Here is a 13699-nt window from a genome sequence, read left to right on the forward strand (position 1 = left end):
CAATATGCTTGAGGCGGCGCTCACGTTCTCGCGGGCGCCGCCTCAGCTTGTGGGCTAGTCCAGCCGTCCGTGCGTGTTAACGCCGTGCAGCAGGTCTTTCAGATGCGGTGCCAACCGCGGTAAATCCCATGCGCGGTGCCTGCTAATGGTGGAGACGATATAGTCGCTGAGGTTCAGCCCCAGGCGTTCGGCGTTGCGTTCCAGCTTCTCACGGTCGGCCTGGGTGCCCCTGCGCTGTTCGGATGGCTCGCGCAGGTAGTCCACCAGTGCGGGAATTGCGCGGGCGCGTTTCGTGGCGGAGTACCCGGGCGCCTTGATTTTAACCATATAGCCCGTAGAGTCGCGGATAACCCAGCCCTCAGCGTCGCTTGTACGCGCATCCTGAAGCAGGCGGGTGAAATCGGCGTCGTCTTTGAGGGGAATTTCTTCGACCGTAGAGATACGTACGGAGCCGTAGTCTTCGGTGGGGCGCGGCTGCGCGAAGGCTTTCGGGGAGAACCACAGGTCTTCAAAGCGAGCCGGTTTCACCCTGAACTGCGCGGTGTTTGCGATCATATCGAGCAGATAGAGCGTGACGTGTTCGTAGGGCACGATGTGCGGGTCGCGGAACGGATCGACCACCTCAACGGTTAGTGATGAATCCATGCGGGTGAGCACTTCAGTAAGCCGGGCGCGTTCTTCCTGGGTGAGGGCGGCGCGCAGGATGCTTTCGGCGTGGCGGCTGTAGGCAGTTACCCCACTCTTGCTGTAGACGGTGAGCATGCCGTCGAAGACCGTGATAATCGCTAGGTATCCGTTTTCTTTGGCGCGTGCAACGGCCGGGTAGGCGAGGCGTTTGCGAACGTGTGCCTCGCTTTCATGCCCGGGCTCGTCCATATTGAAGAATTTTTCGTACCCGCGCCCCACAATTTTGCCGGTTTCGGCGTGGATAAAGAGCCCGCGCGCTTTGGCGGTGGTCTTATCCCAGGCGCCTTTGTAGAAGGCTTTACGCGTGAAATTGCACGCGAGCACGCCGGCAGGTTCGGTGGCGCGCACGTTCACGTTGGGGTTGGCGCGCATCTCCTCTAGCAGGCGATGCCCGTCGTTGAGAGGTTCTGCGGCACCGTTTGCGGTATTTTTCGAGGCGCCCACCGCTCTACTCCCAGAGGCGTAAGGGTCGGGGACGAGGGAGCTCGATGGAATTTTCACGATTTCGCGCTTCCACACGGCTTTTTCGGGTGCACCGGATGCGCTATCCTCGCAGCTGAACACCACGGCACTCAGCTCGCCACCGGTAAATTCGACGCTGCTTTCTAACGGAATGAGATTACTATATCCTTCCGAACCGAGTGCCGCCGGGCGGTGACCGTAAATTTGGGTGATACCGGCGGCCCGACTGAGGTCGTTGAGCGTGTCTTCGTAGCCTGCGTACTGGGTTTTACCCGCCCGCGCCTGCGAGTACGGATTAGAACCCAAATAGAACGTTTCATCTGCATACAGCCCCGTGAGGTACCCCTCCCCTACGCTTTCCAGCGTGCGATGGGAATCCGCGAAGAGCTGCGGTGCAACCCCGGCGTGGGTCACGAAATAACGCTCCTGCCCAAGAGTAAAGGGCATCATATTCACGGCAGTGTTGAGCATGGCGATCACTCGGCTGTTGTACACGCCGTGGGCAGCAAGCGCATCCTGGGTTTCGCGGGCGTCACGGTAGCGGCGCACGCCCCTAATAGTGTGCATGATGGAGCGTTCGTGGTTGCCCATCACCAGGTGCACGTTGGGCAGGGTGCCAAGGGCGGGTTCAAGGATGTCAAAGACTTTTTCGGGGTTCTGTCCGCGATCGAAGAGGTCACCCGCGAATATCCAGCAGATGTTTTCATCGCTCAGTCCGGTTTCGGGTGAGAGAGTGTCAATAAGTTTTTCGAGTTCACCACCCATGCCCTGAATATCGCCGACCACGACTACTTTATGGTAGTTATCGAGCACGCGCACCTGGGTGAAGAGTTCGGTAAAAACCTGGTCGGGGGCGATGTACCCGGCGACCACATCCCGGTAGTTTTTGAGGATGCTGCGCCAGTTCTCGCGCAGCTCGCGGTGGTTGTTGTAGGCGGTCTCGATAACCTCTTCGGGTACGCGCTTGGTATATTCGCGGGTTCTGTTGCGCGTATACAGCTCGTCGAGGGTGAGTTCGCCCTGAAAATCGACAAGGTATGCGGTGTAGCAGTATTTGCGCGCAAATTCGAGGAAGGTTTTCATGTTGCGCAGCAGCACGTTCATATTGTCGATAAATACGGTGTTGCCGTGCCGCATATTCTCTTCCACACAGTCGTTCACCCGGCGGATAGCCTTCGATTCGGCGCTGGTGTTTTGTGATAGGGCTAGTGCGGGCTGATTATCGAGTGTGTAGGTGATATATCCGCATTTGCGGCGCTCGGCATCCCAAGAATGCGTGAGGTCTGCAAGTTCGGGATGCGCGGCGATCCAGGTGCTCTTACCTGCACCCGCCGCACCGGCTAAGAGGAAGATTTTACGTGCCATCGGTGCTGTCTTTCGTCGTCGGAGGTTGTGGTTGGGTAATTTATGTCAGGGTTTTGTCGGATATTCCATTCCGGCATCTCTGAAATATTTATATGTTACATCTGAAGGTGCACCGAGGCACGAAAGAATATATCTAAAAATTATATTCTTAATATTTTAGTTCCATGAACCTAAAACTCTTGTTCCAGCAGAGAAGGTAACCATTTTTTTACAGTATCCCACACGATATCGAGGTTTATATCAAAGTACCCATGAGCCAACCGGTTCCTCATATTTCGCATGCTGCGCCACGGAACCTCAGGAGTCGTACGGGCGTAGTCTTCGTAATTATCCATGATTTTTGTTGCAGCTTCGCCGATAATAATAAGATTTAGGATAACTGCCTGTTGAGTCTTTTTGTCTTTTAAAAACTCTTGATGAGTCATATTTTCCGTAAAAGAATATGCATCACCGGCTGCCTGTTGTATGTGCTCTATGTAATCAGAAAGACGATTTTTGCTCATCATTACACCGGCTGAGCCTCAGCAAGTACGCGTTCACGGAATTTATGGGGCAAATCTTGGGGAGTGAGAACTTCTACTCGGGTTCCAAGTGCCTGCACCAAATCTGCTTCCAGATCTCCGAGATCTAGAAGAGTAGCTCCAGGCAGAGCATCCACGAGGACATCAAGATCGCTCTCCTCATGGTCGGTACCATGTAGAACAGAGCCAAAAACACGGGGATTTACCGTAGGATATTTTTTCACAATCTCGCGTATAGCATGCCGATGTGTTTCAAAAGCTAACGAAGGCCGCATAGCACTACTCCTTTCTTAAGATATAAGTCTTACAGTAAACACTCACAAACTTGCTCTCAATATTCCCCACACAATAAACACGCTACACATACCGGGCGATATACAGTTCGCCCTCCCCCGTGATGGTAACGGAAGTAGAATCCCCAGCATGCAGCACCGACTCGATGCCGCACAGCGTTATGTTCTGTTCGCCCGTAGAAATCGTGACCGAGCCATCCACCACCAGCGCGGCAGAAGTGCCTTCAAAGGTGTATTCAACTGCTTCGTCAGCGAGCACCCGTATATGCTGCACGCTCATGCGTTCATCCCACATGGCGTATTGTTCCACGCCCAAGCCGTTCGCCTCCGGGCGCTGTAGTACCGGCGCATCCTGATGCTCGCCGAGCACCTTAATAAGTTCTTCCGCATCAATATGCTTTGGGGTAAGACCTGCGCGCAGCACATTATCTGAGGGATTCATGAGCTCAATCGCCGTGCCAGAAACATATGCATGCACCCGGCCATCCGGGGTAAAAGCAGAGTCCCCCGGCGCAAGATTCATCAGGTTCATCACAAACGCGACGAGTAGCCCCTGATCACCCGGATACTTCTGCGCCACCAGGTTCACCAGGTCGGCGGCATCCGACACCGTTACAGAGACACCATCCTGTGTCATCAGCTTTTGCGCCGCATTTATCAAACCCGCTATGGCGCGTTCAGCAGCATCCTGCGGAAGACGAATGATCTCGGTCAGCAGTTGCTTCGGGCTTAGCTGCACGCGAGAGCTTAGCCAATCGGCGCCAAAAGCTTCAGCCAGCTCCCGCAGCTCGCCCTGCGGGCGCACGCCCGTCAGTACCTTCATGGGGGTTAAGGCGATTACGTTCTCAGGTTTAGAGTACCGGTCTTTATAGTTACGATGCGGTGCATCAGCCGGGATCCCGCGCGCCTGCTCATCCTCGAATCCGGCGACGGCCTGCTGCGGTGTAGGGTGAACCTGAATCGACAGCGGAGCATCAATAGCCAAAATCTTAAACAGGAACGGGAACCAGTCGCTCGCGCGGTCAGGGCGCAAAAAACGGTCCGGATGCGCCGCCACCAGCTCGTTCAACGGCGACACAGATCCATCGACCGTGGCCTCAGACGGAGCCGCAGGATGCGCCCCCACCCAAACCTCAGCCTCCGGCTTTTCCGTGGGTACGGGCACACCGCGCATGCGACCCAGAACTTCGTGCGAACCCCACGCATAATTCTGAATCTTATTTTTCAGCGGAAAAATTTCGCCCATGTTGCCTTGGCCTTTCTAGGAACTTTTACACGCAACATCACCAAAACTACGGTATACGTGATATAAAACCCATAAAATTCAGGGAATTCTCTGGATACTCCCACCAATTATAGAGGTACATTTCGAAGATATACCCGCTAAAATAAATGAGTGACTACTATTAACCTCAAAGACTCATTTAAGGCGTACGACGTTCGCGGTATCGTCGGCGAAACTATTACCCACGAAACTGTGCGTGCAACCGGCGCCGCTTTTGTTGATGTGCTCGGTCTGGCTGGTCAGACCGTTTTGGTGGGCGGTGACATGCGCCCCTCCTCCCCCGAATTCATGGATGCATTCGCTGAAGGTGCCACCGCACGCGGCGCAAACGTCCAAAAAATCGGTCTCATTTCAACCGATGTGCTCTACTTTGCATGCGGTATTGAGAATGCGGCAGGCGTTACTTTCACCGCAAGCCACAACCCCGCCGAATACAACGGCATGAAAATGGCTAAGGCCGGGGCGGTTCCTGTATCCTCCGAAACCGGTCTTTTCGATATTCGTGATCTTGCTCAGAAGTACCTTGACGAAGGCTCTATTCCTACCGTTGAGAATCCCGGCGTCGTCACCGAAAAGGACGTTCTCAAAGCCTACGCCGAGTACTTGCGTAAGCTCGTAGACCTCTCCAATATTCGCCCCCTCAAGGTTGTTGTGGATGCGGGTAACGGCATGGGCGGTAAGACCACACCCGCCGTCTTGGGGGATGCTCTTCTGCCCACGCTTCCACTTGAGATCGTGCCTCTCTACTTTGAGCTTGACGGCACATTCCCGAACCACCCGGCTAACCCGCTTGAACCCGCCAACCTTGTCGATCTGCAGAAGGCGGTTGTTGAGCACGGCGCAGACATCGGTCTTGCCTTCGACGGCGATGCCGACCGTTGCTTCGTGATTGATGAGAAGGGCAACGCGGTCACCCCTTCCGCCATTACCGCGCTCGTGGCAGAGCGTGAAATCGCGCGCGCTAAGGCGGAAGGCAACGAACAGCCGGTTATTATCTATAACCTCATCACGTCCAAGGCCGTACCCGAGCTCGTCGAAAAGCTCGGTGGACGCGCCGTGAAAACCCGTGTGGGTCACTCCTTCATCAAGGCAGTCATGGCTGAAGAATCCGGTATTTTCGGCGGTGAGCACTCCGCGCACTACTATTTCAAGGACTTCTTCAACGCAGACACCGGTATGCTCGCCGCGATGCACGTGCTCGCGGCCCTCGGCGGCGGTAACCAGGCGCTCTCCGATATCAGCGCCAGCTACTCCCCCTATGTCGCATCCGGCGAGATCAACTCCGAGATTGAGGACAAGGCAGCCGCGGTAGACCGTGTACGCGCGCACTACGCTGGCGCGCCTGTCAAGGTCGAAGACTCCGACGGTACCACCTTCACCAACACCGAAGAAGGCTGGTGGGCAAATCTGCGGCCTTCCAATACTGAGCCGTTCCTGCGTCTGAACCTTGAAGCACCGGATATCCCCACGATGGAGCGCGTGCGCGACGAGATTCTGGCTCTGGTGCGCCAGTAGTTCTTTGAGCTCACATTATTTTGGGCGGATGCCGATTGTTATCGGTATCCGCCCTTCTTCTATGCATTATTGATGCTGGGTTATACGATCGCCTTACAGCCCTGGCACGAGCGCATTTGAGCCGCTTCGCCCCGGTAGGCGTGCCGGGCGTGAACGCCAGCGCGAGGGCTTTGTAGTTTTAACAGGGATATACCCACTGATATTTAGGTATAATGTTAGATAGCGGGCACCCCTAAACCGCGAAGCTAGGGGAACCCGCTGAAACGTCACATCGGCTTAGCCGATGACGTCGATTAGGTCAGCAATCGCTTTGACGAGTTGCGCGAGGGCTTTGATAATTCGCGCAGCCGCCAAAGCGATTTTGCTTTTACCTTTTTTCGGCATTCCGTCTCACCCCCTTTCGGAACTACGACCCTCCACGGCTGATTAGGTCAGAAGTGTTCCGTGGGGTGTAGCCGCGACGGGGGCTTCTTTAGTTTACCTTTGGCTATTAAAAATACTTAAATAAGGATATTGGGGGCTCAAAGCCCCCAATATCCTTACCTCTCCCTACGAGTATGGGATATTCGATGCAACGTCAGATGGGTCTCCTGAGCGGCTTCATCTCCAAGAGCCTTCTTCAGGATGCAGATGCGCAATAAAAGAGGAACGAGGCGCCCCTAGCGCCGAGAGACGGAGTTGCGCAGAGGCATCTTGAAGAAGGCGACTATCAGCTCACCCAGCCGCCTCTAAATACCCCAGCACAGGCTACGCCAAAGTAGCCTTTACGAGCGCAGCATCCACTGATCCGGTCCAAAGATCTCATAATTGATATTCTGCGCCGGTACATCTGCATCCACGAGAGCGGAACGCACGCCCTTCATGAACGGCAGCGGACCGCACAGGTATACGTTTGCCTCCGCAGGTACGCCCAGCTTTGCGATGTCCACACGGCCACGGTAATCGCCAGTTTCTTCGTCTTCTATGAACGAGATGAGCTTACCGTGAGGAAGTTTTTCGATCAGCTCGGTCATTTCCTCACGCAGCGGCCATGTATCAAGGCGACGGTCAGCGTGAACCACGGTTACCTGACGCTGAGAACCGGACTCAATCAGCTCATTGAGGAAGCTAATCATAGGGGTTACGCCGATACCCGCTGAGAAAAGGTAGAGGGGTGCATCCGCAGAGCCGAAGCCCTCCAGGGTGAGGTCACCGTAAGGGTTGGAAATCTCGACGACATCGCCAATCTTGAGCCCGTGAATGATCGAAGTCATTTCGCCGTTCGGATCGAGCTTCACTCCGATACGACGCTGGTTTTTATCGGACGGAAGCAGGGTGTATTGGCGGGGCTGGCGCAGACCATCACGTGCCTTCGTAATAATGGAAATGTACTGGCCTGCTTTCGCCTCAGTCATAGGGGTGTTATCGGCAGGTTCAAAGGTCAGCACGACCACGTTATCGCCGGTTTCTTGGCGATCAACAACTTTGAAGGGCGCGTGGGTAACATTATTTGCCTGGGATGCATAGAGTCCCTTTTCGATCTTGATCAGGGCGTTCGCCATGAGCCAGTACACTTCGCTCCAGGCATCCACGACCTCTTCAGTTGCTGCTTCGCCCAGGTCTGCGGCAATCGCCTCAAAAAGATACTTGTAGACGGTCGGGTATTCATTCTCTTGAAGCCCTAAGGACGCGTGCTTATGCGCCACACGGGAAAGCACCTCGTCAGGGTAGGAATCGGGGTGCTCCATAATGTAGGAAGCGAAGACCGCGATGGACCCAGCAAGCGCCTTCGGTTGGGTGCCTTCGAGCTGAGACGACCGAGAGAAGAGCCCGTCCATCAGGTCGGGACGGGCGGCGAACATACGCTCGTAGAAGTCTGGTGTAATGTGCCCGATACGCTCTGCGACAATCGGCAGGGTTGCCTCGATAACCGGGCGTGATTTTTCGGAAAGCATGAGGGATGTGCGCCTTTCTTTCTTAGATTTTAGTGATATTTTGCTTGTAAACCTTTTTAGGTTATCACCTTTTATTGTTTGCTAAGATAGTGTTTTCTTGCGGCGTGAAATATTTAGAATGCCTTTGTATCAGATAGTGTGTTTTGCATAGTAGTGTTTATATGATTATTTTCACCGCGATATACCGTGATGTGAATAAAAATAATTTTGTACCTTGACGCTAGGTTTCACGCAGGGTGAACAGCAGTGTTGTTCTACAACGTATAAACTTGCATACCAGTCACCTGCCCCTCTTACGGAGGCGGACTCAGGTCACATACCTGCCCTCTTAAACGGACACCGGGCACATACGGTCAATGTATATTCTTACGGTGCCAACCCTTGACAGAGGCAAGCTATCAAAAGAGAAAACTCCACGCTTTCACGGTTTATCCGCTACTTTCTCTCGCATAGTGTATCTACTCTCTGAGCAACAAACATTTGTCACCCTGAGACTTTAATCTTTAATGCGATGCTACTGCAGGCCGGGGAGGTACGGGCGGCAGCTCTCGTTCCGTAGGCTCGTGCACGAGCGGCCCCAACCCCAGTTCCACAAAAACGGGCCCAGCAGGCCGCGCTCCGGCGGGAAGTTCAGAGATAACAACATCATCAACAGAAGCATAGAAAGCTTCACGAGCGCGGGCTAAAACCGTTCGCAGACGACAAAAACTATCTAGGGGACAGTTGCCGTTTTCATCTTCGCATTCAATCATAGGAATATCACCCTCGGTACTACGAAGTACCTGCCCCACGGTCGCTTTGCGCCCCGTCTCCGACAGCAGGACGCCACCGGATCGCCCACGGGTAGATTCAAGCAACCCTTGATTGACGAGGAACGCCACAGATTTTGCGACGTGATTATAAGGGGTTCCGACTCCCTCCGAGATCCTCTGAGTCGAGAGTTTTTCCCCTTCCTGCAAGGAAGAAAGAAGCATCATAATACGTAGTGATACGTCTGAAAAAGCCGTCAGGCGCATGCTTCGTATCTCCTTTCAACAGTTTATTGAGGGCTAAATAATATAGGGCTTGTCCGTTCTACCGGAAAATTCTAGTCTTCGTACCACCCGCACGAAAATTAGGTATGGCTTTACTGCACACAAAATGCGGAGTCTGTGTAGCAATATTTTAAGGCATTGGTGGATATTTACACCTTTTCTGCATAAAGTGTGCACCATCCCACACGCCTGAGTATGCTATATCATACTGTACGCGCTGCACACCCAATCGGTGGGATGCGCTTTACAACAATGTAAGAGCAGGCTTTCACAAACGGTGGGGTGGGATACGCATTGTCAGCGCATCCCACCCCACCGTGATGTCATATTGTCGAATGTTCCTTAGTCTTCAAGAGACTTTGCCAAGGCGTCACGCTCAGCTTTGACCTCTGCGGGGAGCTTATCGCCGAACTTCGCTAACCATTCGTCAATGCCGGGCAGCTCGGCCACCCATTCATCCTTTGAAACGGCGAGTGCTGCGTTAAGTTCTTCATCGCTGATGCTCAGACCGGTTAGGTCGAGATCTTCCTTCGTGGGTACGGTGCCCAGGAAAGTCTGCGTGCCGCCGCCCTTGCCGTCGAGGCGGTCGAAGATCCACTTGACCACGCGGGAGTTTTCACCAAAGCCGGGCCATGCGAAGCCACCGTCGGGGGTGCGGCGGAACCAGTTCACGTAGTAGACCTTCGGCATGTTCTCGGCACCGTGCTTCTTGCCCAGGTCGATCCAGTGCTGGAAGTAGTCGCCCGCGTTGTACCCGATGAAGGGAAGCATTGCCATGGGGTCACGTCGAACCACGCCGACGGCACCCTTTGCGGCTGCTGTGGTCTCAGAGGAAAGGGTGACCGCACGGAATACGCCCTGCTCCCAGCTGTCTGACTCGGAGACCAACGGCACGGTAGTCTTGCGGCGACCGCCCAGCACGATGGCGCTCAGCGGCACGCCCTCGGGATCGTAGTACTCGGGGGCGAGCATATCCACCTGGGATGCGGGGGTGCAGAAACGCGAGTTGGGGTGCGCTGCGGGACGCCCCGATTCAGGAGTCCAGTCCTTGCCGGTCCAGTCGGTCAGGTGCGCGGGTGCCTCGTCGGTCTTACCTTCCCACCATACGGAGCCGTCATCAGTGAGCGCCACGTTGGTGAAGATAGTATTGCCCTTAGAGATTGCCTTCATGGCGTTGGGGTTAGTGGAGTAACCGGTGCCGGGCGCCACGCCGAAAAGACCCGCCTCAGGGTTAACGACGCGAGCCTGGTGGTTCTCGTCAAATTCGATCCACGCGATATCGTCGCCGACCATTTCGGCCTTCCACCCATCAATGGTGGGATCCATCATCGCAAAGTTGGTTTTACCGCAGGCAGAGGGGAATGCGGCGGAGATGTAGCGGGTAATGCCCTCAGGGTTGGTGACCTTGAGGATGAGCATGTGCTCAGCCATCCAGCCCTCATCATGACCGATAACCGAGGCGATACGCAGTGCATAGCATTTCTTGCCCAGCAGCGCGTTGCCGCCATAGCCCGACCCGAAGGACCAGATTTCGCGGGTCTCGGGGAACTGCACAATGTATTTCTCGGGGTTGCAGGGCCAGGGCACATCTGCCTGCCCGGGCTCAAGCGGGGCGCCTACGGAGTGAAGCGCCTTCACGAAGAAGCTCTGGGTTTCGTCCAGTTTCGCGAGCACATCCTTGCCGATAGTTGCCATAATGCGCATTGAGCACACCACATAGGCGGAGTCGGTAATTTCGACCGCCATCTTGGGGTTCTTTGCTTTCAAAGAGCCCATGACGAAAGGAATGACGTACATGGTGCGCCCGCGCATCGAACCTTTGAAAAGGCCGGTGAGAGTCTGCTTCATCTCCACGGGGTCACGCCAGTTGTTGGTGGGGCCAGCACCTTCTTCGGTCTGTGAGCAGATAAAGGTGCGCTCTTCCACACGTGCCACGTCGTCGGGGTCAGAGAACGCTGCATACGAGTTGGGGAACTCATGGTCGCTTAGCCGTACGAAGGTACCTGCATCGACCAGTTCTTGGGCGAGTCGGTTGTATTCCTCTTCGGAACCATCAACCCAGTAGATACGGTCGGGCTCGGTGAGTGCTGCAACATCGCGCACCCAGGCTAAGAGCTCGGGGTGGGTTGTGGGAGCGTTCTGCAGGCTCTTTTCAAGTTCTGCAGAAAGAGTACCGGTTGAGATGTCAGTCATTGACCTATTTCCCCTTTGAGTCTTGAGAATTGCCGGGCACCTCACTGGCACGGCAGGCAGTGTGTTGTGAGGATGTTTTAAACTAACGAGGGCGTGTAGCTTCCTTAAATACACGCCCGTGGAATTTTCCACATCCTCGTGTTCATCTAGAATAGCGCATTTAGCTGATGAGTCGAGTATTTTATATTTGACCCACTGCAGCGCTCTTGTCCTTAAGTTGGTTTGCCTGTGGATGCGGCGCAGCTTCACCGAATAATCCCGAGCTTTCCCACGAATTCCAAAATTTTTTGAAAAATTTTCTCACCCCGCAAAAACATTGAAATTACGCGGTTTTTATGCCGTTTTTAAGAACTTTGTGAGTAATAGTTGAGGGTTTTTGTTAGAACTAACACTCTTTTTCGACTTGCGCACTATCAAGGGTGCCCGTATAGTATTGTTTGTTGCTGCGACGGGTGGTTATAAGCCCGGTCGCGAGGAGCATGCGCCTGTAGCTCAACGGATAGAGCGTCTGACTACGGATCAGAAGGTTGGGGGTTCGAATCCCTTCAGGCGTACGAACGAAGCCTTTCCTTTCAAGGAAGGGCTTTTTTGCTGTCTATCAAAGCCTGCAGATGTGGCAGTTTGAAAGTCCTCGGCGAGTAATCGCCGGGGATTTCGCCGTTTCTATACCCTAAAACAACTATTGAATAGCGTATAATTGATGAGTATAGAGAACCACGATCCGATCCTTCTGAGTCATAACATGCAGGCATTCACATCTACAAGCAGCTTCGCCTCAGGCGCTATACCCATGCCTTCAGAAGCAGTGACTATTGGGGGTTTCAGCGCAAAATCAGCCTATGAAATTTCGGCTATCCATATGATCAGTACAACCAGACGCATCGCGTAAATACTTAGCCTGCCCCTCAGTTTCCGGTGTGCCACAAGCTCTAACACCGCTTTTATCTGCTAGGGGATTAAAAACACCGTCGTCCCAAGACAGGCTTCAAAAATACCGGTAATCTGGATACACCCCAATTTTCCAGGGAAAGTATTTCAACAGCGAAGGAGCGTCAACATCATGGTTCAGCTCATGATACCGCAATCCCTAGTGGGTTCCCTCATAGATATTGCTCAGCTAAAAGATATTACATACTATCCGGCAAATCACCGATGCGCTCACTGGGCAGTCTATAACGAAGATCAGACCGAGCTTCTGTGTCCTTGTGCACCCACCGAATCTGCATCCGTCGAGAAGCTGTTCAGTGCTGCATCCGAGATACTGTATAAGAATTTTCGACACCGTATTGAAAACGCCGACGATATTGTTTCTTTCTCAACTCAAGAGCACGAAGATGTTAGTGCAGCTCAGGCAGACGAGGTTGTCACCGGTTCTCTGCCGCTAGTTCCCGAAACCACGATTAGCGCCGCGGTGGATGCTCCCGCCGACATGATGGAGGCACCTACGAGTGATGATAGCGCAGATACGACCCAGACTGGCCCTATACCCGTTCCTACGGTGCCCACTCCCCTAAAGCAGGCCCAGCCGGTACCTTCCCATGAACAGCCGCAAGTTCCCACGCCCGGCATCGCCGGAATGCCTTCTCCCGCGATGTTCAAGAAGAAGAGCACGCTCACCTATACTCCTCCGCGCATTGAAGAATACCTGCAGCAACTGCGCACAAACCAAGCAGCACAGTCCTCGGCAGAGAATACAACCCCACAACCCGAGACAGCTTCTTCGCAAGCACCAAAGCCAGCGGCTTCACAGAGTTCGGCATCCGGTGCGCATCATCCCGAACAGGTATACGGACACACGCAGAAGACCGCACAACCCTCTTTGAATGACCCCATCACCAAGGCCGAACGCACCGCCAACTATCGTGTAGATCCGGGACGGTTAGACACCTTCAAAAAAGACAATATCGATCTGGTGACTATCCGCGAAGTTATCACACTGGGCCGCGCCGAACGCATTAACGGTTGGATTATTCGGTTCCGCCACAACGATTACCGAGTCGATGTCAATACCGCGTCTATGACCGTTATCACTGCCCTTGACGAGTTTGATGATTTTGATGGACGAAGCGGCACAGAATACAGCCCCGAAGCCGCTCGCGAGCTTCTTGGCGTCCCCGATATTACCGCCTGCGATTTCACCTCCGGTGCGCAGAATTATCTTAAAATCCATGGCGGCGAAGCCTTCGATGCGATGGTCTCCGCCATCAGTTCCCCCGAAAAGGTACGGGTAAACCTCGATTGGACGCGCGAATATCACGGAAGCGGTATACAGGTTACGATATCGCCCGATAACCGCATCGTCATGAGTATTCGACAATCCGTCACAGATACCGATGCCAACGGTGCTGAAGATACACCAGAAAATTCTCTAGAATCAAACGCCACAGCCTCATAGGGGTTAGGAGGAAAG

General features: G+C 54.0%; 9 protein-coding genes and 1 tRNA gene. 3 read left to right on the top strand and 7 right to left on the bottom strand.

The window, feature by feature from the left end:
* Positions 1-54 precede the first annotated feature (54 nt).
* The 4 genes from HMPREF2756_RS04405 to manA all read right to left on the bottom strand — a co-directional run bounded on the left by HMPREF2756_RS04405 (position 55) and on the right by manA (position 4574).
* Positions 55-2514, bottom strand: coding sequence for an RNA ligase (locus tag HMPREF2756_RS04405; RefSeq protein ID WP_070618697.1), 2460 nt, complete (start codon positions 2512-2514; stop codon positions 55-57).
* A gap of 170 nt (positions 2515-2684) precedes the next feature.
* Entirely contained in the window at positions 2685-3020 is a 336-nt protein-coding gene (locus tag HMPREF2756_RS04410) for a HepT-like ribonuclease domain-containing protein (protein WP_204372777.1), read from the bottom strand.
* Complete coding sequence (locus HMPREF2756_RS04415) at positions 3020-3310, bottom strand: nucleotidyltransferase family protein (RefSeq protein WP_048779974.1); 291 nt, start codon at positions 3308-3310, stop codon at positions 3020-3022. The genes HMPREF2756_RS04410 and HMPREF2756_RS04415 overlap by 1 nt, the downstream gene beginning before the upstream one ends.
* Positions 3311-3392: 82 nt before the next feature.
* The gene (gene manA / locus HMPREF2756_RS04420; RefSeq protein WP_070618700.1) at positions 3393-4574 is read right to left on the bottom strand and encodes a mannose-6-phosphate isomerase, class I; all 1182 of its coding nucleotides are present in this window, start codon (positions 4572-4574) and stop codon (positions 3393-3395) included.
* 150 nt (positions 4575-4724) lie between these two features.
* Between manA and HMPREF2756_RS04425 the strand changes: the two genes are divergently transcribed.
* Positions 4725-6128 (top strand): phosphomannomutase/phosphoglucomutase, encoded by a 1404-nt coding sequence (locus HMPREF2756_RS04425; RefSeq protein ID WP_070618704.1) that lies wholly within the window; start codon positions 4725-4727, stop codon positions 6126-6128.
* A 764-nt stretch (positions 6129-6892) separates the two neighbouring features.
* On the opposite strand, the gene HMPREF2756_RS04430 is transcribed toward HMPREF2756_RS04425, so the two are convergent.
* The 3 genes from HMPREF2756_RS04430 to HMPREF2756_RS04440 form a co-directional block, all read right to left on the bottom strand.
* Entirely contained in the window at positions 6893-8062 is a 1170-nt protein-coding gene (locus HMPREF2756_RS04430; protein ID WP_070618707.1) for an FAD-binding oxidoreductase, read from the bottom strand.
* Between the two features lie 503 nt (positions 8063-8565).
* A complete protein-coding gene (locus HMPREF2756_RS04435; protein ID WP_004006574.1) occupies positions 8566-9078 on the bottom strand; it encodes an RrF2 family transcriptional regulator in 513 nt (170 codons plus the stop codon).
* Positions 9079-9438: 360 nt separating this feature from the next.
* A complete protein-coding gene (locus tag HMPREF2756_RS04440; RefSeq protein ID WP_070618710.1) occupies positions 9439-11289 on the bottom strand; it encodes a phosphoenolpyruvate carboxykinase (GTP) in 1851 nt (616 codons plus the stop codon).
* Between the two features lie 481 nt (positions 11290-11770).
* Here HMPREF2756_RS04440 and HMPREF2756_RS04445 point away from each other — a divergent pair.
* Positions 11771-11843: transfer RNA gene (locus tag HMPREF2756_RS04445), tRNA-Arg, on the top strand.
* Between the two features lie 506 nt (positions 11844-12349).
* The gene (locus HMPREF2756_RS04450; protein ID WP_070618713.1) at positions 12350-13684 is read left to right on the top strand and encodes a hypothetical protein; all 1335 of its coding nucleotides are present in this window, start codon (positions 12350-12352) and stop codon (positions 13682-13684) included.
* Positions 13685-13699: the final 15 nt, after the last annotated feature.

Source organism: Rothia sp. HMSC067H10 (assembly GCF_001810635.1).
Lineage (GTDB): Bacteria > Actinomycetota > Actinomycetes > Actinomycetales > Micrococcaceae > Rothia > Rothia dentocariosa.

Excerpts from the sequence above, each read along its gene's own strand:
- manA (WP_070618700.1), bottom strand. The coding sequence starts at position 4,574 with ATGGGCGAAATTTTTCCGCTGAAAAATAAGATTCAGAATTATGCGTGG.
- HMPREF2756_RS04430 (WP_070618707.1), bottom strand. The coding sequence starts at position 8,062 with ATGCTTTCCGAAAAATCACGCCCGGTTATCGAGGCAACCCTGCCGATT.
- HMPREF2756_RS04415 (WP_048779974.1), bottom strand. The coding sequence starts at position 3,310 with ATGCGGCCTTCGTTAGCTTTTGAAACACATCGGCATGCTATACGCGAG.
- HMPREF2756_RS04435 (WP_004006574.1), bottom strand. The coding sequence starts at position 9,078 with ATGCGCCTGACGGCTTTTTCAGACGTATCACTACGTATTATGATGCTT.
- HMPREF2756_RS04405 (WP_070618697.1), bottom strand. The coding sequence starts at position 2,514 with ATGGCACGTAAAATCTTCCTCTTAGCCGGTGCGGCGGGTGCAGGTAAG.
- HMPREF2756_RS04440 (WP_070618710.1), bottom strand. The coding sequence starts at position 11,289 with ATGACTGACATCTCAACCGGTACTCTTTCTGCAGAACTTGAAAAGAGC.
- HMPREF2756_RS04450 (WP_070618713.1), top strand. The coding sequence starts at position 12,350 with ATGGTTCAGCTCATGATACCGCAATCCCTAGTGGGTTCCCTCATAGAT.
- HMPREF2756_RS04410 (WP_204372777.1), bottom strand. The coding sequence starts at position 3,020 with ATGATGAGCAAAAATCGTCTTTCTGATTACATAGAGCACATACAACAG.